The organism is Spirulina major PCC 6313, from assembly GCF_001890765.1.
GTDB classification, from domain to species: Bacteria; Cyanobacteriota; Cyanobacteriia; order Cyanobacteriales; family Spirulinaceae; genus Spirulina; species Spirulina major.
The window spans coordinates 4315673-4337995 of record NZ_KV878783.1 but is presented as its reverse complement, the minus strand read 5'-3'; the positions used below and the strand labels follow the sequence as shown (position 1 = coordinate 4337995).

The 22323-nt window shown below is 52.4% G+C and carries 21 protein-coding genes and 2 pseudogenes; 8 read left to right on the top strand and 15 right to left on the bottom strand.

Annotation, left to right across the window (positions count from 1 at the left end; genetic code table 11):
- Positions 1–28 precede the first annotated feature (28 nt).
- Positions 29–1216 (top strand): homocysteine biosynthesis protein, encoded by a 1188-nt coding sequence (locus tag SPI6313_RS19250; RefSeq protein ID WP_217650676.1) that lies wholly within the window; start codon positions 29–31, stop codon positions 1214–1216.
- Here SPI6313_RS19250 and SPI6313_RS19245 read toward each other — a convergent pair.
- The gene (locus SPI6313_RS19245; RefSeq protein ID WP_072622448.1) at positions 1213–1995 is read right to left on the bottom strand and encodes an ADP-ribosylglycohydrolase family protein; all 783 of its coding nucleotides are present in this window, start codon (positions 1993–1995) and stop codon (positions 1213–1215) included. The two genes, SPI6313_RS19250 and SPI6313_RS19245, sit on opposite strands and share 4 nt — an antisense overlap.
- A 145-nt stretch (positions 1996–2140) precedes the next feature.
- On the opposite strand from SPI6313_RS19245, the gene SPI6313_RS19240 reads away from it, so the two are divergent.
- The 4 genes from SPI6313_RS19240 (at position 2141) to SPI6313_RS19225 (ending at position 6482) form a co-directional block, all read left to right on the top strand.
- The gene (locus SPI6313_RS19240; RefSeq protein ID WP_072622447.1) at positions 2141–3295 is read left to right on the top strand and encodes an AZOBR_p60025 family cell surface glycopolymer formation protein; all 1155 of its coding nucleotides are present in this window, start codon (positions 2141–2143) and stop codon (positions 3293–3295) included.
- A 34-nt stretch (positions 3296–3329) separates the two neighbouring features.
- On the top strand, positions 3330–4463 hold the full coding sequence (locus tag SPI6313_RS19235) for an AZOBR_p60025 family cell surface glycopolymer formation protein (protein WP_072622446.1): 1134 nt from the start codon (positions 3330–3332) through the stop codon (positions 4461–4463).
- Between the two features lie 107 nt (positions 4464–4570).
- A complete protein-coding gene (locus SPI6313_RS19230) occupies positions 4571–5515 on the top strand; it encodes a DMT family transporter (protein WP_072622445.1) in 945 nt (314 codons plus the stop codon).
- Positions 5516–5564: 49 nt separating this feature from the next.
- Complete coding sequence (locus SPI6313_RS19225) at positions 5565–6482, top strand: restriction endonuclease (protein ID WP_072622444.1); 918 nt, start codon at positions 5565–5567, stop codon at positions 6480–6482.
- 363 nt (positions 6483–6845) lie between these two features.
- Here SPI6313_RS19225 and SPI6313_RS19220 read toward each other — a convergent pair whose 3' ends face one another.
- From SPI6313_RS19220 to SPI6313_RS25230, 8 genes and pseudogenes are all read right to left on the bottom strand, one after another.
- On the bottom strand, positions 6846–7718 hold the full coding sequence (locus tag SPI6313_RS19220; protein ID WP_072622443.1) for a 3'(2'),5'-bisphosphate nucleotidase CysQ family protein: 873 nt from the start codon (positions 7716–7718) through the stop codon (positions 6846–6848).
- Positions 7719–7940: 222 nt separating this feature from the next.
- The gene (locus tag SPI6313_RS19215; RefSeq protein WP_072622442.1) at positions 7941–8150 is read right to left on the bottom strand and encodes a DUF2949 domain-containing protein; all 210 of its coding nucleotides are present in this window, start codon (positions 8148–8150) and stop codon (positions 7941–7943) included.
- Between the two features lie 464 nt (positions 8151–8614).
- Entirely contained in the window at positions 8615–9169 is a 555-nt protein-coding gene (locus SPI6313_RS19210) for a DUF192 domain-containing protein (protein ID WP_217650674.1), read from the bottom strand.
- A gap of 164 nt (positions 9170–9333) precedes the next feature.
- Positions 9334–10014 (bottom strand): response regulator transcription factor NblR, encoded by a 681-nt coding sequence (gene nblR, locus SPI6313_RS19205; RefSeq protein WP_072622441.1) that lies wholly within the window; start codon positions 10012–10014, stop codon positions 9334–9336.
- Between the two features lie 147 nt (positions 10015–10161).
- Positions 10162–10842 (bottom strand): J domain-containing protein, encoded by a 681-nt coding sequence (locus tag SPI6313_RS19200; protein ID WP_072622440.1) that lies wholly within the window; start codon positions 10840–10842, stop codon positions 10162–10164.
- Positions 10842–11309, bottom strand: a complete 468-nt coding sequence (locus tag SPI6313_RS19195) for a CRR6 family NdhI maturation factor (RefSeq protein ID WP_072622439.1) — start codon at positions 11307–11309, stop codon at positions 10842–10844. Before SPI6313_RS19195 ends, SPI6313_RS19200 begins: the two co-directional genes overlap by 1 nt.
- The gene (locus SPI6313_RS19190) at positions 11306–11560 is read right to left on the bottom strand and encodes a hypothetical protein (protein ID WP_072622438.1); all 255 of its coding nucleotides are present in this window, start codon (positions 11558–11560) and stop codon (positions 11306–11308) included. Before SPI6313_RS19190 ends, SPI6313_RS19195 begins: the two co-directional genes overlap by 4 nt.
- A gap of 98 nt (positions 11561–11658) precedes the next feature.
- Positions 11659–12783, bottom strand: a pseudogene (locus SPI6313_RS25230) (RNA-guided endonuclease InsQ/TnpB family protein).
- Between SPI6313_RS25230 and SPI6313_RS23725 the strand changes: the two are divergent.
- Together SPI6313_RS23725 and SPI6313_RS19180 are read left to right on the top strand one after the other, a co-directional pair.
- The gene (locus tag SPI6313_RS23725) at positions 12694–12927 is read left to right on the top strand and encodes a hypothetical protein (RefSeq protein ID WP_175551023.1); all 234 of its coding nucleotides are present in this window, start codon (positions 12694–12696) and stop codon (positions 12925–12927) included. The pseudogene SPI6313_RS25230 and the gene SPI6313_RS23725 sit on opposite strands and share 90 nt — an antisense overlap.
- Positions 12928–13389: 462 nt before the next feature.
- Positions 13390–13989: a superoxide dismutase gene (locus SPI6313_RS19180; protein WP_072623239.1), complete on the top strand. Its 600-nt coding sequence runs from the start codon at positions 13390–13392 to the stop codon at positions 13987–13989.
- A 511-nt stretch (positions 13990–14500) separates the two neighbouring features.
- Here the strand turns inward: SPI6313_RS19180 and SPI6313_RS25225 are convergent.
- The 3 genes and pseudogenes from SPI6313_RS25225 to SPI6313_RS19165 all read right to left on the bottom strand — a co-directional run.
- Positions 14501–14660 (bottom strand): annotated as a pseudogene (locus SPI6313_RS25225) (RNA-guided endonuclease TnpB family protein); the annotation flags it as partial.
- 108 nt (positions 14661–14768) lie between these two features.
- On the bottom strand, positions 14769–15830 hold the full coding sequence (locus SPI6313_RS19170) for a diguanylate cyclase domain-containing protein (protein ID WP_072622436.1): 1062 nt from the start codon (positions 15828–15830) through the stop codon (positions 14769–14771).
- A gap of 289 nt (positions 15831–16119) precedes the next feature.
- The gene (locus SPI6313_RS19165; protein WP_072622435.1) at positions 16120–16791 is read right to left on the bottom strand and encodes a DUF2301 domain-containing membrane protein; all 672 of its coding nucleotides are present in this window, start codon (positions 16789–16791) and stop codon (positions 16120–16122) included.
- Positions 16792–16859: 68 nt separating this feature from the next.
- Between SPI6313_RS19165 and SPI6313_RS19160 the strand changes: the two genes are divergently transcribed.
- Positions 16860–17558 (top strand): Uma2 family endonuclease, encoded by a 699-nt coding sequence (locus SPI6313_RS19160; protein ID WP_072622434.1) that lies wholly within the window; start codon positions 16860–16862, stop codon positions 17556–17558.
- Between the two features lie 4 nt (positions 17559–17562).
- Here the strand turns inward: SPI6313_RS19160 and SPI6313_RS19155 are convergent, their stop codons facing one another.
- From SPI6313_RS19155 to SPI6313_RS19145, 3 genes are all read right to left on the bottom strand, one after another.
- Positions 17563–18084 carry a J domain-containing protein gene (locus SPI6313_RS19155; RefSeq protein WP_072623238.1) on the bottom strand — a complete coding sequence of 174 codons (522 nt, stop codon included), beginning with the start codon at positions 18082–18084 and terminating at the stop codon, positions 17563–17565.
- 340 nt (positions 18085–18424) lie between these two features.
- Positions 18425–21598 carry an efflux RND transporter permease subunit gene (locus SPI6313_RS19150; protein WP_072622433.1) on the bottom strand — a complete coding sequence of 1058 codons (3174 nt, stop codon included), beginning with the start codon at positions 21596–21598 and terminating at the stop codon, positions 18425–18427.
- Between the two features lie 6 nt (positions 21599–21604).
- Positions 21605–22267 carry a permuted SH3 domain-containing protein gene (locus SPI6313_RS19145; protein ID WP_072622432.1) on the bottom strand — a complete coding sequence of 221 codons (663 nt, stop codon included), beginning with the start codon at positions 22265–22267 and terminating at the stop codon, positions 21605–21607.
- Between the last annotated feature and the right edge of the window lie 56 nt (positions 22268–22323).

The window sequence follows — 22323 nt, the reverse complement described above, 5'->3', positions numbered from 1 at the left end:
AACGCAGAGGAGCAAAACGGGGATGGGTGTGCAGCGCACAATTACCGAAATCAATGCCAAGATTGTCCAGAAAACGGCGATCGCCCTCACCGTCACCGAAGTGAAGCAACGGGCCCTCACCGAGTCCATCGCCGACATTGCCGCAACGGTGGACGTGATCACCACGGGCACGTTTGAGCCGATGGAGTCCACCGGGGCGATGCTCAATATTGGCCATACCGATCCACCGATTAAAATTCGTCACTGTTGGCTCGATGATGTGCCGGTGTATGCGGGATTGGGGGCGGTGGATTTATATTTGGGGGCGACGATGCCCCAGGAAATTCCCCCGGACGGTGAAGCGCAAGAGCGGGGCGGTGGTCATGTGATTGAGGCGTTGATCGCGGGTAAATCTGTGCCATTGCGGGCGACGGGTCATGTGACCGATTGTTATCCCCGTGCGTCGTTGGATACGTCGATTCGGGCGGAGGCGATCAATCAGTTTTATTTGTTTAATCCGCGTAATTTATATCAAAACTTTATCGTGGGAGTGAATGGGAGCGATCGCCCCCTCTACACCTATCTGGGGGTGCTGCAACCCACCCTTGGCAATGCCGTCTATTCCAATCCCGGCGCGATGTCTCCTTTGTTGAATGACCCGGATTTAACCGTGGTGGGGATTGGCACTAAAATTTTCCTCGGTGGCGGTGTGGGCTATGTGGCCTGGGAAGGCACGCAACATTTTCCCTTACAAAAACGCCTCGAAAACCGCACCCCCATCGGCCCCGCCGCCACTGTAGCCTTGATCGGTGATGCCAAACAGATGTCGCCGGACTGGGTGCGGGGCTGCTATTTCAAGCATTACGGCCCGTCGATCATGTTGGGGGTGGGTGTGCCGATGCCGGTGTTGAATGAGGCGGTGGTGGCACGCTGTGCGGTGCAGGATGATGCGATCGTTGCACCGGTGATGGATTTTTCGATTCCGCGTCGGGTACGTCCTACCTTTGGCCTCGTCTCCTATGCACAGTTAAAAAGTGGCCGGATCAGCATCGAAGGCCAAACCGTGCGCACCGCGCCCCTGGCGAGTTTATACCGATCGCAACGGGTCGCCGAAGAACTCAAACAATGGATCACCGCCGGAGACTTCACCCTCACGGAACCCGTTGCCCCGTTACCGAGCGATCGCGCCTTCCTCTCCCAAGACCGCATTGATACCGCCATGCGCCTCGATACCTAACCACCGTGCTGCCTCTCAACCATCGCCATAAAATCACGGGTAATTCTGGCTAAACGGTCATCCAAATGGGCATAAACCTGAGTTGCGATCGCCGTCGGAACCCCGCCATAAAACCCCTGGGCAATTCCCCCCGTAATGCAGGTTAAGGTATCCGAATCTCCCCCCAAGGACACCGCCGTCCGCACCGCATCTTCAAAATCCGTTGCCTCAAACCAAGCCCGAATCGCTTGGGGCACAGTCTCTTGGGATGATTCCGTAAACGCATAGGTGGGGCGAATGTCATCCACGGATCGGCTTAAATCATAGCCAAATTGTGATTCAATGTAGGTCTTGATCTCTAATTTAGACTGACCCATGCGCCCCAAAAAAATCGCCGCCGCCGTGGCCTGGCCGCCTTTAATCCCTTCGGGGTGATTGTGGGTAACGGCGGTAAACTCTGCCGCTTTTGTTAATACGGTTTCGAGGTCATCATAGGCATAGCCCACCGGACTAATCCGCATCGCTGCCCCATTTCCCCAACTGTAATAGGGCTGCGGATTCGCCTGACTGGCCCAGTGGTGAAACCGATTTCCATAACCGCGATCGGGATACCATTGGAAAAACTGTTTTAAATTTTCAACGTAGCTCGTCCCCGTTAAAATTGAATCGGCCAGCGCCACCGTTAAAACCGTATCATCAGTGAAAAAACACTGTGGACTAAACAGCGGAAATTCTTTCGTTTTGATATTATTCCATTCGTACACCGAGCCAATAATATCTCCTGCGATCGCGCCAATCATCTTGCCTCTTCCCTTGCTCACAACATCCCTTCTATTATGGCGTTAATTCTGCCAGAGACCCTGCGATCGCCCCCCTCACTCTATTGACAGCCCGAACAAAAATACGGTATGCCAAGGAAGATATTCAGCCTCTCCCAAATCATTCATGACCCGCGCCCATCCTTGGCTTTGTGCGTTAACTGCACCGCAACGGAATAGTTTGATTGCCGCGATCGTTGTCATCTGTACCACTCTTCTCCTCTATTGGTTCAAGTTTGACAGTAACATCACCGGCTTTTTTCGCATTGGCTCAATTCTCCCCCTCTCCCCCTATCTCGACCCCGAAACCACCACAATTATCCCCAATGAATTAGGCTACGATGGTCAACAATTCCTCACCCTTGCCCTCGATCCCTTCCTCAATAATCCTGCTTCCATTGCTGCCCTCGATAACCCACCCTTTCGCTATCGTCGCATCTTCTATCCCCTCCTCAGTTATAGTTTAGGATTTGGCAATTCTGCGATTATTCCCTATGTCATGGTGCTCATCAATAGCCTTGCGATTGTTGTCATCATCTGGTGCATTAGTGATGTTCTCAATCGCCACACTCTACCAACCTGGCCAGCATTGGGAATTCTCAGTATTCCCGGTGTTTGGATTAGTCTTGTGTTTTCCACGGCTGATCTATTCAATACTATGCTGATCAGTTTAGTAATCTACAACTATCATCTCAAACGCCCGATTTGGGCTGCCCTTGCCCTGACCCTTGCAACCTTAACCCGTGAAACTTCACTGCTCATCGGTATTGCTTGGCTCATCACCAGCGGATGGAATCGAAAATATCAAGATTTGCGCTACAGTATCCCCGCCTTAATTCCAATGATATTGTGGAACTATGCCGTTTTAACTCGATTTGCGGCAACTCAAATCCCCGGCGCAACCGATAGTTTCACGATTCCATTGATGGGAATCATGGAAAAGCTAACGACTCTTCTAAATTCAGGACTAAACCCAAAATCTATCTATGATCTGTATTGTTTTATGTTATTGATTTTAATAATTGGAGTGGGGATAAAACTGAGTTTGCTAGATGTCAAACAGAACCGCCTAATTCTGATTAGCATCTCGCTCTACAGCATGGTTTTTATCATGAGCAGCATTAACATATTAGATTACTTTTTTAATTACCCGCGCACTTTTATCGACCTTTACATTCTATTTTTTTGGATTTCAGGTATATCAAAAGTTCGATATATTCAAGGGACTATGATGGGGGGACTTTTGGCATCAAGTTTGTTTTTTCTGGTCGGACATTCCTGAATATCTTTTGCTAGTTAAAAATTCAGTATAGTTAATGCTTTTATTTAAACATCCAGTTTGGAAATATACGATCATTGCGTTTTTCGTTGCCCTAGCGATCGCGATCGCAGTCTTCATTCGGTTTGATCACAACATCACCAGCTTCATGCGGATCGGCAATGTTTTACCGCTCTCCCCCTATGCCAATCCTGAAACAACATACCAATTCGATGAATTCGGCTACGATGGTCAACTCTTCTTCACGATCGCCCTCGATCCCTTCCTCCAAAATCCCGATTCCATCGCTGCTCTCGATGATCCGCCATTTCGCTATCGTCGCATCTTCTATCCACTCTTGAGCTATATTTTGGGGTTGGGAAATGCACAGCTTATCCCCTATATGATGGTTTTAATTAATATTCTCTCGATCCCTATTTTAGTATGGGTTTTGGGTCGATATTTAGAAACATGGCAGCAGCAAATTTGGCCCGCTTTGGGTGTCTTGAGTATTCCAGGACTTTGGATTGTGTTGGCTTTTTCAACGGCTGATGGATTGAATACCGTGCTGATGGCGATCGCTCTCTACACCTACAGTATTAAAAAGCCCCAATGGTCTGCCGTTGCGATCATGCTAGCCTGCCTCACCCGCGAAACATCTCTATTAATTTGGTTGACGCTGATGGGGGTCAGTGTTTGGGATTCTCGCCAAGCAGATTGGCGTTATTTCTTGCCGGCAATTATACCAAGTGTGTTATGGAATGGTTACGTGCTCACACGATTTAATAGCCAAACTATTCCAGGCACTACTACAAATTTTGTTGCGCCATTTTTTGGCATTTCAGCGAAAATTAAATCCTTTTTTAGTCTAGATTTTGATTTGAAAAATGGGTTTGATGGCTATATGTTTGGGGTGTTATGTCTCTTAATTTTGGTTAGCTTGATTATCGCAATCATCAAGCTTGAAGTGAATAAGTTCGTGCTGTTGGGAACGGTGGGGTACGGTGCGGTGGTTGTGATGAGTAGTATGTATATTTTGGACTATGTGTTTAACTATCCCCGCACCTTTATTGATTTATATACCCTCTTTTTCTTGCTGCGAGGAGGTCAAAATTTACGAATCTGTCAAGGGATTATGATTGGCTTGCTTGCGGTAGCTAGCTCAACATTTATTAGCGTGCATCTTTTTTAAATCAGCCTAGGATTTTTGATGGTGAATTTCACTCCTTGAGATGCTGCGGTGAAAATCAAGCTAAAGTGAAACCCTGTTGACTTGCCACTACGGGAAATTTGATCATCATGTCTGGGATTAGCATTGTACTGCTCGCCGCTCTCTGTTTCTGCGCTCAAAATGTGACGGTGCGAATTTTGTTTAATACCTCCTCGGTGTTTGGTTGGGAGGGGGTGGGCGGGTTTGTGGAGCCGTCTTTGGCGAATTCGTTTTTGCTGTTGGCGTTGCGGATGGTGTGGGTGGTGCCGGTGCTGAGTGTGGTGTCATTGCGGCTTTATCCGCCCCTGTGGGGGGCGATCGCCCAACTCCGCCACCGCCAAAACCGCCCCCTCTTGAAAAAAGCGATCGCGGGCGGCAGCCTCATGTTTCTCTATCTAGCCCTGCTCTACATTTCCATTGGTTTGATTCCCACCGGCATCGCCCTGATTCTCTTTTTTCTCTATCCCCTCTTCACCCTAATCCTCACCACCCTCCTCGGCCAGCAAGCCCCCACCCGCTTGCAAATAGTGGTGATGGTGATGATGTTAGGCGGCACAGCCCTCACCCTATCCCCTAGTGGCATCAACGCCGCTCCCCAGCAAGGCATTGGCATGATCTGCGGGGTGGCGGCGGGCCTTGCCTATGCGGGCTATAGCCTCGTCGGGCAACAAAGTTTCCAAGCGTTGCACCCCATCCCCTTCACCTGGCTCAGTTTCGCGATCACTCTCATTTTCGCTGCGATCTTGTTGCCCTTCACCCTCGATTTACCCCCGGATATCGCCTGGCAGGGGTTATGGATCGGTAGTTTGATTTCTGCCCTGGCAACCTTAGCAGGCCATGTGTTGCAAAATTTGGGGATTCGGCAAATTGGCGCTAATCAAGCCGCGCTGATTGGATCGAGTAATCCGACGTTAACGCTGATTTTGGCCTGGGTTGCGATCGGGGAATCGTTGACCTGGGTGCAGGTGTTGGGCGTGGTGGTGGTGACGCTGGGGATTATTACGCTGCGCGATCGGGCGATCGCCAAACGATAATCCAGACTCAAATCCGATAAAATCCAACTTGAAATTCCCTTCGTCTCCTATGTCTTCAGATTCTCTCATTCCACCCTTTGACCATTTTTTTGAACCAACCCTGACAGTCCTCAAACAATTGGGTGAGTCTGGTACGATTCAAGAAATTTATGATCGCGTCTGCGCATCCGGCCACTTCAGTGAAGCCCAGCAATCCGTTCTCCACAAAGATGGCCCCCAAACAGAAATCGCCTATCGTTTAGCCTGGGCCAGAACCTACCTCAAACATTATGAAGCCGTTGAAAATGTGAGTCGCGGCGTTTGGGCGTTAACCCCCAAAGGTCAAGCCCTACAGACCATCAACCAAACTCAAATCAAGCGATTTGTGACTGAAAAACTGAAAGCATCCGATTCCCCCTCATCTACCCAATGTGAAAATCCCGCAGATCGGGGCAGCCAATCTGATGCAGATGCAAATCTTGATCCTGAAATTCAGTGGAATAATCGAGCAGATATTCCCGTAGAGTCGAATGTCTGGATTGAGCATCTACTAGCAGAGTTAAAAACCATGGCTCCCGATGCTTTTGAGCGTCTCTGTCAGAGAGTTTTACGTCAATCGGGCTTTATCAAAGTGGAGGTGACCGGGAAAACAGGAGACGGGGGAATTGATGGAATTGGGGTGTTAAAAATGGCGATGTTAAGCTTCCCGGTCTTTTTTCAATGCAAACGTTATGCCGGTTCTGTGGGGGCTTCAGCGATTCGCGATTTTCGGGGGGCAATGGTAGGGCGCACCGACAGAGGATTATTCGTCACAACAGGAACATTCACCTCTGCGGCCAAGCAAGAGGCAACCCGCGATGGTGCGCCCGCATTAGATCTCATTGATGGCGAACAACTGTGCATCTTGTTGAAAGATTTAAAGCTGGGTGTGGAGACCAAGATGATTGAAGTGGTTACGATTCATCCGACTTGGTTTCGTCAGATTTAATCGGGTGTATCTCAGGTGTATCTGTCAGCCCCCATCCCTTAGATCCTGCTGCCAATTGGGAATTGACGTACTCCCCCGCATAAATGACGGAGGATTCTGGGTTCAGACAGCAATTGCAGGCGTAGCTCGTCTTATCTTGCCTAGCCCAATGGACAACGCCCTGCCCATAAGGTGCTCACCCCGGAATTTTACTTCGCGCTAGCGAACGCTTTTATTGTATCGCCACCGAATCAATTCGGTTATTCGCTTATATCCCCCGAATAAAATTCAGGGGGCTTTACGCATCACGCTCGTAAAGGAAGGAGCAAATGGTCAAAGTCCCTCGCCCTTGCGGGGAGAGGGACTGAGGGTGAGGGGGATCGGTTATTCAGCGGCTGCGAGTTCTGCGTCGATCTCGGTGAGCAGTTTGGAGGCGAGGGTATAGAGATCAGTGTGACAGGGGCCATTGCTGGCCATGAGTCCGCCCCACTGGTTGACATCGCCTTGGTTGTACAGGAGGGTTTTGCCTTCAAAGCTGGTGAATTGACCGCCGGCTTCGGTGAGGATTAATTCTGGGGCGGCAAAGTCCCAATCTTTGGGGGCGGATTTTCCGGAGAGGGAAATGTAGACATCGGTGTCTTGTTCGAGGATGGTGGAGACTTTGCAGCCGACGCTGCCGACGAATTTGCGATCGCTGAACGGAATCCGCTCCAACATCAGATTGAGGCGGGGATTGCGATGGCTCCAACTGGCTACCAAAACGAGGTCTTCAATCCGGTTTCGGGGTGAGGCCGTAATCGGGGTGGTCGTCCCGTCGGAGCGTTCGACTTTGGTGCCTTGGCCCTTGATCGCGTAGTAGAGTTTATCGGTTTCAGGGATGACGACGATGCCGATTTGGGGGCGACCTTGATAAGTGAGGGCAATATGGACGGCATATTGGCCGGTTTTTTCAATAAAATCTCGCGTTCCATCGAGGGGGTCAATAATCCAGACCCAATCTTGGGGGAATGCCTCCATCTTTTCCAGGTCGTAGGTTTCTTCGCTGAGGTAGCCGAAGGGTTCGCCGCTAAACTTGGCGGCAAAATTGTCGAGGATATAGCGATTGGCGGCCATGTCTGCGGCGGTGACGGGGTCGCCTTTTTTGTCTTTGATGTTCAGGTCGGTTTCGCCACGATAGAACGATCGCAACACATTCGCCGCACCCCACGCCACTTCACGGGCGATCGCACAAATTTCATCGAGTCGATTCTCAATCATGGCAACTCCACAGGTTCACAAGTCCGCTTTTATTCTATTACCCTGCTTCAGATTCTGAGTCTGGAGACTTTCAGCCCATGATCGGTTGTGATGGAGTCCAACGGTGATCCGGGTCTCGCCCGGTCTCAACAAACAACGGGAAAGGTAGTCCCTCTCCCGTTGTCAAGCTTGCTGTTGTCTAGATTGTGAGCGATTTGTGGGATCTGGAAAGAAAACCATCGTTCAAGAATTACTAGTGTTGGGGGAACTATCAAGCCAATCAAAAATGCGATCGAGTTGTTCGAGGGTCACAAGACCGTATTGCCAGAGAATCATCGGGAATGAACCCGGATTTTTCTCAAACGACCGTTGAGCGATCGCAATGGAATCTTTTGATAACGACAACTCATCGTGTAAGAATTTAATTAAACGGGCGTAGGTTCCTGTGTGCATGAGTAGTATCACCTCCTTATGGATTGCTTTAAATTGTGCTGCTGTTGATTGTGAATGACTATCGAAACTATCCTCAACCCGAAGGGCCAGTGCCTGATCTGTCCACTCCAGGGATTGAATGAATGGCGATTCTAGCGGGGATTGACCCCGCAACGCTGTCAACGAGTTGCCTGTGCTCCTCGATCTAACCGCATGGTGCTCAGATTTAAGCGCCGATTGCTAAACAATCCGCCCAAGGCTTAAATCTCAGACCGAAACACTGACACCAACTATGGCTCGGAGTGGGTTGCAGCTATTCTCCGATGGCATGGAATTTGATCTTGTTGAGCCTGATCAATAAAGGGTATGGTTTAACGCCGAAAACCCTTGGGAGACGCGACAAAATTTGCAATTCTAATGAACGGATCGGAGCATTTGATTCGATAGTGTAGCTGATTTTACACTGTTGTGGGAAGTTTGAACGATTAGTTTTGCAAAAATTCTAACGTTATGCGATCGCCCACGGCTAAGCCCATCTTTTGGGACTGGCCGCCCCGCACTTCGATCACCTGATCCACCACCACTGGCGGGCCATAGGTTGGGCAAGGATCGCTCGTACAGGGGGGCACATCGGCAGCGATCGCCACCACAACCCCCTCCCGCAGAAAAATCATATCCAGGTTGATCTGAACATTTTTCATCCAGAACGTCACCGGCCGCGGCGGGTCGAAAGGGAACAACATCCCTTGGTCTTCCGGCAAGCTGTCTAACTCCCGATTCATCAAGCCGAGGGACTGCTGCGCAGGAGTCCGAGCCACTTCTAGTTGTAGCTCGATGTTTTTGCTGGGAACGGTGGCGATCGCTTCGATGGGCAAAATTTGAGAAGAGGAACTAAGGTCAGTAATTACCTGGGATTCCGTGCGTGATGAAGGGTCTGATGTACTCGGTTCCGTCGGTGTTGCACAACTCCCTAAGCCAAAACCGATCACGACAATGATCACCCAATACCAACGATGTGAAATGTGCTTGACCCGCATCATAGAAAAAGTGTTGTTCAAGGATCACGAAAAAACAAGCATCCCCAGGCGATGACATCCCACCGTCGAATCTGTCTGTGATTCACCAGAGCGACTCATCATCCGACATAGGATCAATAGTAAAGAGTTTCTTGCCCCATTGCCCACCGAACAATTGCGGAAGATCCCTAGGGTTCCCGCAGCACATAGCCCACACCCCGCACCGTTTGGATCAATCGCTTTTCGCCCTCGTCTTCAATTTTGAGGCGGAGGTAGCGAATATACACTTCAATTACGTTGGATTCCCCCATAAAGTCATAGCCCCAGACATTTTCGAGAATCTGCTCACGGGTAACCACCTCACGGGGATGCAGCATTAGATATTTCAAGAGTTCAAATTCTTTCATGGTGAGGTCAAACTCGCGGCCATTGCGAATGGCGCGGCGGGTGCTGAGGTCAAGGACGAGATCGCCAAACCGCAGTTGTTCATCACTTTCGCGGGGGGGTTGTAGATAAAACCGCACTTGGGAGAGGAAGCGATCGCCCTGATAGGGAGCCACAATATAGTCATCGCCTCCGGCTTCGAGACAAGCGACGCGATCTGCTAACCGTTCTGATGTCATCAACAACAAAATCGGAAAACGATTTCCCTGATTGCGGAGCTGCCGACAAAGCTGTAAACCCACCTCGCCAAACTCGCCTTGATCAATCACCACTAATGCTGGTGCGATCGCGGCAACCTGTTGCTCTAGGGCATTCAAGGTTTCGCTACTGATCACGCCATACCCAGCCATCGTTAGGTCACGCTCAATCTGCTGACTCAAGGAGAGGTTAGTTGTCACCACCAAGACACAAGGGAAACCGTTCATACTGTTAACCCAGTTAATGGCGTGATTGTATCCGATCCGTTGACTGTGCTGCCCTGTTCAAGGCTAACGAAATCCACCATGATCGCCCAACCTCCATGGGATTAACACCGCTCCATTGTAGGTGAAGGAGGCGCATTGGATCGGGCATCAGAGGGGCAAGCGTCCCGCCGCTTCTTGGCGGAAATGACGGGCGATGCGAAAAAACTCCTGGCCCGTGTGCAAATAATTATGGTCGTAGTTACTCGTAAACCATTCCAACTCCAGCAGTCCATCCCCCAAATGATTCAGACAATAGTACAGATGGGTCGCCGTGGCTGCCGCTTGAGGGGGATTGGGTTGGGAGCGAAAGAGGGTTTGGGCTTGCTCTAGGGCGGCGCGACAGTCTTCGATATACAGCAGGAAATTGTCCATCAACTCATCATCAAAGGGATCGGCGGCGAGGTCGTCAATCTGATCATTGAGGGGGCTAATGATTTGGGTGATGATCCGATCCACGGGGGCATAGATGCGCTGGAGCCAGCGGGAGAGTTCACCGGTGTGGCGTTGGCGATCGCGATGATCCCGGTTGTAGATATCCTGGGCGGCGGCGGTGCGATCGACGCGGCGATTGCGGCGATCCTCCCGTTGGCGATCGTAGGATTGGCGACGCTCCGGATCACTCAACACCTCATAGGCGGCATTCAACGCCACAATCTGTTCATGGCTCGCCGTATTATTTTGACTGTCGGGGTGAAATTGTTTCGCCAGGCGACGGTAGGCCTGCTTCACCTCGGCGGCGGTGGCATCGGCGGAAATTTGCAGAATCTGGTAGGGATTGGGCGCAACCATTAGCCAAGCTGTTCAAAAAAGCGACTGTCTAGATCGTAACCAAGGGTTTGGGTCATGGCGCGGAGCTTGCCGGTTTGGCTGATGTGGTGGGCCTGGAGCCAGCGATGGACAGCAAAGACTTTCGCCATGATGAAGATTTCGAGGGCTTCGGGGTTGAACTGGATGCCTTCGGTGCGGCTGAATTGATGGGGGACGAGCATGGCGGTGTAGCGGGCCAGTTCGCTTGTCCAGTCAAGATAATAGGGCAGCCAGGGATAGACGGCATCGAGGCGGATAAACCAGAGCCGCACTTCCGGGAGTTCAGACAGTTCGCGGGGGTCGGTGGGGTCGCGGGGGATCTCGATGGTGAAGCGGAGGGGGTCGGGGTCGGTGGGGAGGGGGTCGGCGAGGAGGGGTGCGATCGCAGTCTGCACCGGCCCCAAATCAAGGCGGGTCAAATGCTCAAGGGTGAGGGTAATCGTGGTCATAACACTCGTGTTTCATCGGGTGGGAGTCTTTCCATCACAGTACCATCAACGATTTCATAGCCCCAACCTGAATGCCGCTCGGCCAGGTGGGTCGCCATCGCCACTTCCCCAATCCGACAAAGTTCGGTCAGTTGTTCATACCCATCAAAGCGGGCTTGGTGGCGGGCAGCCTGGCGATGGGCGGCCCGTTCAGCCTCGGTGGGCATGGGCCGACCGGGTTGGGTGAGGTCAAACTGATTGAGAGGTTCCATCGTATCGACTTTGCTAAATAGTGATTTCTAGGTCGTGATCAAAGATATAGCAGTTTCATTGACTTACTCCCCCGTTTAGAAAACGGGGGATTCTGGGATCAAACAGCAATAGCAGGCAACGCCTGTCTGACATCACCTAACCCAATGGCTGAAGCCCCAGCCACTTTAATATTCATCGCCGCATTCTCATCCCGGTCATTCTCTGTCGAGCAACTGGGACACCGCCAATGGCGAGTCTCTAAATCCAGATGCTCCAAAATATGACCACAACTTGAACAGGTCTTGCTCGAAGGGAACCAGCGGTCAACATAGACCACCCGCTTCCCCTTCTTCGTCGCCACCCACTCCAGGATTTGCAGAAACTCCCGAAACGCCAAATCACTCACCTTACGCCCCCAAAGCCGCTGCATCGCCTTGAGGTTCAAGGTTTCAAAACACAGCACATCAAACTGATTCGTCAGTTGATGGGCTAACTTCCAAAACCAGTCCCGCCGTCGATGGGCAATATCTTCATGCTTTCGGGCTAAGTTCAATCGGGCACGTTCTCGATTCGCTGAACCCTTTTGCTTACGGGACAACTCTCGACTCGCTTTGCGAACCGAGTTAAGTGACTGCTTGAAGAACAAGGGGGCATCAATCTTGAATCCCTCAGAACAGGTCAAGAAGGTCTTAAGTCCAAAATCAAAACCAGCAATGTTACCTGTCTCGGTTTTGACTTGGGGTTCTGACAGGGTATCTACCGTGACAATCATGAACAGCTCTCCCAAGGGAGTTCGTTATATCGTCACGGTCTTGACCTTGCCCTCAATGGGGCGAGAGTGCCAATATTGATAGACTTTGTTCCCAATCCTGACCCGGTTGCCACCGAGGAATTTGTACCCAGCCTGCTTGAGGGTGAAGGATTTGTACTTTCGGGTCTTCTTAAAGTTTGGCGGGCGAACGTCCTTTTTTGTTGTGCTTGAAGAGGAGTTGATAGGCTTTCTCAATCCGTTGGCAGATATCCTGTACGGCTTGAGAACCCACCTGCAACCACCAGGGGTTCCGTTTCCGAAGCTTGGCGATGTGTTTTGCAGTCGGGCGCAGTTCAAGTGCTTGCCCCACATTCGGTAGTACCGTTTGTGGAGGGCAACACAATGGTTGTAGATACGCCCTGCGGCATTGATTGTCCGCTTGAGGTATCTATTCCGCTTATGCTGGTAGAGCTTGAACTTGAGCGTTTTCATGGTTGCTATGATACCTCGGTATCACGGCTGAATAAATTCAGCCCTTCGCTTATATCCCCCGTTTGGAAAACGGGGGCTTTACGCTTTACATTCGTAAAAATTTCAGTAAAAATAAGATACCGATGGAAGCCTGAAACCCAGTAACAGGAAAGCATCCCAGTGGGGGAGAGGGGCTGAAGATGAGAGCTTGATTTTTCATTGACTTAGGATTGGGATAGATTGGGGATAAGATCAATTTGTGGGTAAGCAGTCGGGTCTAATGGACATCTTTCATCCACATTTCAAATAAAATTTTGATTAAGTTTTTATCCACATGATTAGATCGGGAAAATTCGTATAATTCATGGCTAGATGTCACGACTTAACTGGGGTTCTGTGCAACTATGAATTGCGATCGCTAGCTCAACAGATGCCTCCTAGGGGTATAGATTTTCTTGCGATGATTTGATAGCTTGAGGCTGTGTTAATCGCAGGCTCAGACTTATGATTTTAGGCTATTGCATCATTGAATGCTGCATAAATTCATTGCTTGAACCGCTGACTACATCTCAGTTCTGCTTGTCCATAGGCAGAATATTCATTTTGTTGAGAGAGAACCAAAAAATTATGTCTTACGAGCTTCCCATTTTACCCTACGACTACACCGCCCTTGAGCCTTACATCTCAAAGAGCACCTTAGAGTTCCACCACGATAAACATCATGCCGCTTACGTCAGTAAGTTCAATACTGCCGTTCAAGGAACCGATCTAGACAACAAGCCGATTGAAGATGTGATCAAAGCAATTGCAGGCGATGCTGAAAAAAGTGGGCTGTTTAACAATGCTGCGCAAGCGTGGAACCACACCTTTTATTGGAACAGCATGAAACCACAAGGGGGTGGTATGCCCACAGGCACTTTGGCTAGAAAAATCGAGACTGATTTTGGCAGCTTTGAGAAATTTGTAGAAGCGTTCAAATCTGCCGGAGCCAGTCAATTCGGCAGTGGCTGGGCCTGGTTAGTCTTGGACAATGGCACTCTCAAAGTAACGAAAACGCTCAATGCTGAGAACCCCCTCATCAGTGAACAGATTCCTCTAATGACTATGGATGTTTGGGAGCATGCTTACTACTTGGATTACCAGAACAAGCGTCCTGAGTACATTGGAGTCTTCTTAGATAGCCTAGTGAATTGGGATTTTGCCGCTCAAAATCTGGCAGCGGCCTAAGTAATACCGGGTCTACACTATTGTCTTCAATCCCTCAAGCCAATCTGACTCTGTCGTGCGCCGCTTCACCACCCCCTAACCGCTTCTCAGTATAGGCGGAGCACTGCGACGGCTCCAGGTAGTTTGGCTTGAGGGCGTATACACAGCTCTACCTCAGTGAGGTGGAGCCATTTAATAATGATTATCCAATCGAGTTATGATATGATCTTGAACCCTGATTTCCCTCATATCATTTGGTCGTTTACTTACCGGGGATGGCGACTAGAGGTAGACCAAAGTGACGAAAATGGTCAAATTTTCTATTCCGTGTGGGCAAATGACAAGATGGGCTGTGCGGTCGCTGTCCCCTGCGCTTTCAGCCGAACAGATGCGATCAGGAGAGCGAAGCTCTACGTTGATGCTCGATTGAAAAATCTTTCTACTCATACTTGATGAGTCGATGAGCAGACTTGACACTTTCCGTGTGCCCCACGGTAGTTAGTCCAAGGCGCAGGAGACAAACCCGCTTCACTATCGACTCAGCCCGATGCCGCTCCCAGACTAACCCGTTCACATTCAAGTCTTCCGAGGCGACCAAATCGTTAGATTGGATGACGCAGGCAATCCGTCCACTCATTACGCTGCCTGTTTACCCTTAAATGCTTCCAGGACTGTCGGTTTTTAGCCTTGTAAGCTTAGCCCATGCACCACTTGACCATGGCAAGGTTATCTGTACGAATTCGGGGTGCTTGGGGGTGTTGGGGTGTTCGTTGCGGGAGAGTGCGATCGCACGTCCCGATTCATACCCAGTCTTGTTTGTATAGATAACGATTTCGCCCTTGCTGTTTGGCGTGGTAGAGGGCTTGATCTGCGCCAGCAATTAGATGCTGAGGGGTGTTGTGGACACAGGGACAGAGGGTCATGAGTCCCATGCTCAGGGTGATGTGGGGGGTAACGGGTGACGCGGCATGGGGCAGAGCTAAGGTGGTGATCTGGGCTTGGATCTGTTGGGCGATGGCGATCGCCAAGGTGCGATCGCACTGGGGCAAAATCACCGCAAACTCTTCCCCCCCATAGCGAGCCACCACCGCGTTAGGATCTTGCACCGTTTGCTGAATCGTTTGGGCCACCTGACGCAGAGCATCATCGCCGGCCAGGTGGCCATAGTGGTCGTTAAAAGCCTTAAAAAAATCCACATCCATCAAAAGCAGGGTGATGGGGTGCTGATGATCGGTGGCCATCGTCCACAACAACAATAATGATTCATCAAACTGCCGCCGATTGCTAATCCCGGTTAATCCGTCGCGAGTGGCGAGGGTTTTGAATTTTTCGTTGGCTTGGGCTAGCTGTTGGGATGACTCTTGCAGCAGTTGAATCGTCAGTTGGTGGATATAAGAGTCGGCAATTAGGAGGTGATGGATGTCGAGCAGGCGATAGCTGTTCGGCTCAAGTTCAATAATGAGCGGTTCATAAAGATGATCGGGCGATCGCTGTAGAGCTTGCCATGCGGCATCCACAATCAACGTGGAACCGGGTAAGCGTAATGGTTTGGACTGAATGAACTGATATAAATGCTGAATCGGTCGCTGCGAAAAGAGTTCCAAACTGTAGGGGCGACTCATTTGTTCCCAAAAACGCCGCCGGGAAATCATGCCCACAAAGTTCTGATCCCGCAGGAGGATAACCCCCGGACGCTGGGGATGGAGATGGAGGGATTGGGCCACATCACGACCGCTGGTGGTGATGGGGATGCAAAAGCCATCGAGCGGCAATTGATCGACCGTTGCGGCTAAATGGAGGCTCTGGAGGAACCCGTAGGGCACGGTGGAACCACGAAAACGGCGGGACGAGACAACAGACACCAGGGAACGTACTCCTCAATTGCGATCGCACAACGTCATGTCAGACTTTTAGAAACCAATGGATTCGATGCCCCCGTTGCAACCTCGACGATCACACTTCGCCATTCATCGCCCTTGTTCCCCGACGCAATGGCTGATCTGCATGGCTCAAGATCATGGCAGCCTTGACCCTCTGACCTCTGGTATTTTGAGGTGCGATCGGTTGAACTTGGGCAAGAGAGGAAAGTCTCAACGCCGAATAACCCCAGGATAACCATGACTTATTTTGATTAGGTTAAGACCGGCGTTTTCATTGACCCGAATTGAATGCACTACGGGCCTGGGCTTGGCGTTGGAGTTCTGCAAAAACGGATTTATCCCCAAGATCGGGGGGAATCGCCTGCACCACTTTCCGTCCACTGAAGACCAGGAAGCACACCGCCCAGGTGATTAATAAACCCTGTTCCACTCCCACGGATAGGCCACCCCAAAGATGACCCAGAAGCAGGATCGGGACGAGGGGCGTTAAGATTTTCGTTTCCAAGCGGTTAAAGCAAAAGGCTTCTTTGAAGTAAATTCCGGTGAGGGCGGCGAAGGTGAAGCCCACACCGAGGATCAGGATCGGGTGATAGTAGAGGGCAAGGGGGAGGAGTTCGGGTTGGGTGAGGGCGATCGCACCACTGGCGATCGTGCCAATAGCCCAAAATGCCTGTAATGCCCGATGTAAGGGGCGCAGATAAATATGAATAAACCACAAGCTCACCCCCAACCCCGCCGTAAACAGAGCAAAGAGCAGCGTCACGATCTGCCATAGCCCAGGGCTGGGGGCTTGGAGACAGACCAACAACGTACCGAGGGCGAAACTCAGCGCCGCCACGGTTAACCCAGCTCGATACAGGATCACTTCGCGCCGGTCATGGTCGGTGATCGTAAATTCGCCAAATTGGCCGTGGTAAATCATGGATTCAGGGGATGATTGCATCGAGCCTCCGAGGGTGTGAGGGTTGGGTTAATTATAATGAGTGGCATACATTGTCGTTGGTGAGCATTATGGTTCAAGCGCCACGATCGCTTCAAGTCTTATACCCTGATTCGGATGGTCAACCGATGGCTGAAAATACGCTTCAGTATGATTGGATTGTTCGGCTAGTGGCGAATCTGAAGTATTTATTGCGCGATCGCACCGCCTTCGTCGCGGGCGATCTGCTTTGGTATCCCGTCCGAGTGACCGAGCCGCCGGTTCCCTGTCAAGCCCCGGATGTTTTGGTCGCCTTAGACCGTCCCCCCGGTCGGCGCGGCAGCTATAAACAATGGGAAGAAGCGGGAATTGCGCCGCAGGTGGTGTTTGAAATTCTGTCGCCGAGTAATACGGCTCTGGAAATGCTAAAAAAACTCGATTTTTATCGTGAGTATGGGGTATTAGAGTTTTATCTCTACAATCCTGATTTGCCCGATTTTATGGGCTATGTGCGCTCTAGCGTTGACGATGATTTTGAGAGCATTATGCCCCTGACTCTGCCGTGGTCATCGCCGCTGTTGGGTATTCAATTCACCTGGTCAGCGGCGGAGGGGTTGGCGGTGTTCTATCCCGATGGGGAACCGTTCAAAGATCCGGGGGACATCTTAGCAGAGCGAGACGAAGCACAACAGCAGCGGGACAAAGCACAACAGCAGCGCGATCGCGCCTTTGCTAAGTTACGCGAGTTAGGGATTGATCCGAGCACCTTAAACGGGGATGTAAAGTCTTAAGCCCTTAGCGCACTTGGGCGAGGCGGTGGACTTGGTGTTCCACTTCGGCCCAGAGGGTGCGGTTGTGGGGGTCGGTGCGGAGGGCTTTGCGGAGGTAGATTTTCGCTTTGGTGGCGTGGCCTTGGTCGATCAAGGATTTTCCCCATTGGTAATAGGCGATCGCTTGCCATTGCCGCACTTCTGGATCATCCGGCAGCCGAATCGCCAAGCCTTCGATCAACGCCACCGCCCGCGCAAACCGTCCTTTGCGCAACAGGGGTTGTAAATTGCGGTAGGCCTGGCGTTTAAGCTGTTGATCCTGCTCCGATGCAGCCGGAAAGGCGGTGATGCCGGGTAATGACTGGGCTTGGAGTAGCTGTTCATAGGCGTGGGTCAAGGCCACAAACTGAGCCTGCACCGCCGTAGGATTGTGGGGATGCATATCGGGGTGATACTGACGCGCCAATCGACGATAGGCCGCCTTGATTTCGGGCAAGGGCGAACCCCACTCCAGTCCTAGTAATTGGTAGCACGCTGCTAGATCCACCGGTTTAATGGCACAGAATAACGGGTTAATCCAGAATAACACCGCGATCGCTGCCTAGGCAGCGATCGCGGTGACCCCGTTCCTTCTAGACCGTCCGACATCACCAGGGCTTACGAGCGTGATGCTTAAAGCCCCCTGAATTTTATTCGGGGGATATAAGCGAATAACCGAATTGATTCGGTGGCGATACGATAAAAGCGTTCGCTAGCGCGAAGGAAAATTCCGGGGTGAGCACCTTATGGGCAAGGCGTTGTCCATTGGGCTAGGCAAGATAAGACGGGCTACGCCTGCAATTGCTGTCTGAACCCAGAATCCCCCGTCATTTATGCGGGGGAGTACGTCAACGGATATCCATGACCTTAGGTTGAGGTGATGGATTGCTGGTGGGGGTGATGTTTAGATCGGTTAGATCGGTGCGTTTGGGCTTGGGCATCAGCCAGCGACCCCATTGGGCGTAGAGGGCCGGGATCACAAGGAGGGTTAAGGTGGTGGAGGTGACTAGTCCGCCCAGCACGACGATCGCTAAGGGTTGCAGAATCTCGTTACCAGCGCCATGGGCGATCGCTAAGGGCAACATCCCCAATGCCGACGTGAAGGCGGTCATCAGAATGGCGTTGACCCGGTCTAGGGAGCCTTGGGTAATCACCGCCCTAATCGGCATCCCTTGGGCAAACTTGCGGTTGTAGTTATCCACAAGCAAGAGGCCATTGCGCACCGCCACGCCAAACAGGGTGATAAACCCCACCAGGGAAGCCACCGAGATCACCCCGCCGGTGAGGGCGATGGACAAAATACCGCCCACGAGTGCCAAGGGGAGATTGATCATGATGGCAATGGTGGCGGGGAAGGATTGCACCGAAAAGAACATCAACACGGTGATGACGATCGCCGCTAGACCGCTATAGAGCAGCAGGTTATGGGTGGCGTTTTGCTCCGCCTCGAACTGGCCGCCGTACTGGATAAAGTAGCCCTTGGGTAAGGGGACATTTTGGCGAATTTGGGACTGAATCTCCCCGACGACGCTGCCGAGGTCGCGATCGGCCACGTTGGCCGAGACAACGATTAAGCGCGATACATCTTCCCGATTCACCACATTCGCCCCCATGCCGTAGTCCACCGTCGCCACGTCTCCGAGGCTGATCATCTCCCCCGTGGGCGTGGAGAGGGGAATCGCCCGGATCGCATCCAGATGACTCCGAGCGGCGGCGGGGAGCGAGACGACAATATCAACAAACTGCTGATTTTCTTCGACTTGGGAGACGACGCGACCATTGAGGGCGGTTTCTACCAATTCGGAGAGGTGATCCATGCGGAGGCCGTAGGCGGCGGCGGCGGTGCGATCGTACTGGATTTGCACCTGGCGGATCGGTAACTGGGGTTCGAGTTGGAGGTCTACCACCCCCGCGATCGGTTCGATCCTGTTGCGGACTTGTTCGCCGATGCTGCGGAGTTGGGCTAAGTCGGGGCCGAAGATTTTGATGGCGATCGCACTGCGCACCCCCGACAGCACCTCATCCATGCGGTGGGAGATAAACCCGCCGATGTTGGGCGCAACACCGGGCAGTTGCAAAAACGCCGCTCGCAATTGCTGGACGCTGGCCTCACGATCTTGCAGGGCCGCAGCACTGAGTTCAATATCTACGTGGGCCATGTTCACCCCAGCCCCATCCGCATCACCGGGAGCGCGACCGGCCCGCACCTGCACCCAGTCATACAAAGGATTGTCCTGTAATGAATTGGCCAAGGCTTTGCCTGCGCCCGTGGTGATGTCGAGGGAGACCCCCGGAAACAGCACCATGGAGTTGACCAAGGAGCGTTCTTGAAATTCGGGTAAAAAGACTCGCCCCAAGGAGGGCACGAGGGCAGCACTGGCCACCAAGGCCGCGAGGGCCGCACCGAGGATGATCTGGGGCGATCGCAGGGAAAGCCGCAGCAACGGACGATAGAGCCGTTCAACCCAGCGAGACACCACCGTACCCTCTGGGGGAAGGGGTTGATCGGCCAATAAAAGGGCACAGAGGGCCGGGGACAGGGTCATGGCGACGAGGGTAGAAGCGGCGATCGAGAACAGATAGGCTAAACCCATTGGCGCAAAAATCCGGCCTTCAACCCCCGTCAGGCTAAAGATCGGGGCAAACACAACGATGATAATCACCGTGGAAAAAATCACCGCCAAGCGCACCTCCACCGAGGTTTCATAGACCACTTGAAACGGGTGCTTGGGGTTGCCCTGGGCTTGGTTTTGGCGTAGACCGCGATCGCAGTTTTCCATATCCACAATCGAATCATCCACCACCGACCCAATCGCCACCACCAGCCCGCCCAGGGTCATGGTGTTGATGCTCAACCCAAAAGCCTTCATGAACATCAACCCCACGAGCAACGACAGGGGAATCGCACTGAGGGTAATGATCGCAGTACGCCAGTTCATCAAAAACAGCAGCATAATCACCGCCACGATCACGATCCCTTGCAGCAGGGAGCCGCTGACATTGTGAATCGCTGCATCAATGAAGTCCGCTTGGCGGAAGGTACGGGTCATCTGCACATCAGCAGGAAAGGTGGGTTGCAGTTCAGCGATCGCGGCTTCGACGGCCTGGGTCACCGTGGGCGTATCCACAGCGGGCTGTTTGTTGATCATCAAGACGACTGCCGGTTCCCCGTTAAAACTGGCATCGCCGCGCTTCAGGGCCGAGCCGGTTTTCACCTCTGCCACATCTTGGAGCAGGATGGGGTTGCCCTGGTCTACTTTCACCACGGATTGCTGCAAGTCTGCGATCGACTGCACGGAACCAAGGCCACGCACGAGCAGTTCTTGACCGCCACCGATGAGAACGCCACCGGGGGCGTTGGCGTTCGCACCACGAGCGGCGGCGGTGACTTCGTTGAGGGAGACATTGCGCGATCGCAACCGTTCCGGATCAACCAAGACCTGCTCTTGACGCTCATCGCCACCATACACCGTCACTTGGGACACCCCCGCCACGGCCAAAATCTGATTACGCAGGGTGACATCCACCAGTCGCCGCAGTTCCATTAACGCGGTTTCCCCGGTGTCAGTGGTCGTGAATGAATATTGCAAAATTGTCGCCAAGGGGGAGAGGAGAGGCGAGATTTGCGGCGGATGAGCATTATCGGGTAATTGGTTGGTCACCTGCTGGAGGCGTTCCGTCACCGCTTGGCGGGCTTGGTAAATGTCCGCCTCTTGGTCAAAGACAATCTGCACCATGGAGAGTCCTACCTTGGAGGACGATCGCACCGTCGTCACCCCCGGCAGTCCATTCACCGCACTTTCAATGGGGATCGTGATCTGGGTTTCCACGGCTTCCGGCGCTAGCCCCACGGCTTCGGTTTGGATATCCACTTGGGGCGGCGCAAAGGGGGGAAAAACATCGAGGGGCATTTGGGTGACGCTGAATAGGCCCCAAAGGGTAACAGCGATCGCTCCCCCCACGATTAACCACCGCTGCGCGATCGCGGTTTTGAGGGTTTGATTCAGAAGTGAGTTCACCATGATGGCTTAAATGTCTCCATCTTTGCCAGCGGTGCGACGCTTCGTCCCACGGCCACCCACGAACCATGCGATCGCCCCCCCGACCAGGGCCACCACGCCCCCAGCGATCGCCATGACACCCAAGGGCAAGCCACCCGCTGCCTCGTCTGGAACTGCGGCGGTTTCTACGGTTTCCGTCACCACCGTTGGGGTCTCTGGTTGGGGGGTCTCTACCGCTGCGGTGGGAGCCGCTGTCGCTTCCGGTGCATCGGTTTCAGCGGTTTGGGTCTTGCGTGATTCGGCATAGAGAGACAAACTCCCCTGGGTCACGAGTTGCTCACCCACTGACAAGCCCGTTGTCACCTCGACCGTCTCCCCTTGGGTCGCCCCCAGGGTGACCGGCACTGGCTCATAGAAATTTTCATATTGCACAAAAACCAGGGACTGGCCATCCGCATCCACTAGGGCAGTGGTGGGGATTAGCACCGTGGCACTGCCATCGGGGGCGGCTTCAATGGGCGCGACTTGAATGCCGAAAATGGCATCGGTGTCGGGGTTGACCTGGACGCGATTAATGCCGCCTTCGGCTTGAAATTCATCCCCATGGCCCACATGGGCGATCGCAACATTGGGGGTTCCCAGGATTAAACTGACCCCAAGCATGGCACTGGCGAATGGCATGGATTTCATCAGAAGAATGCTCCTTTTCGTTGGGCAATGGATAATGTCCCCATAGCCTGCCACAG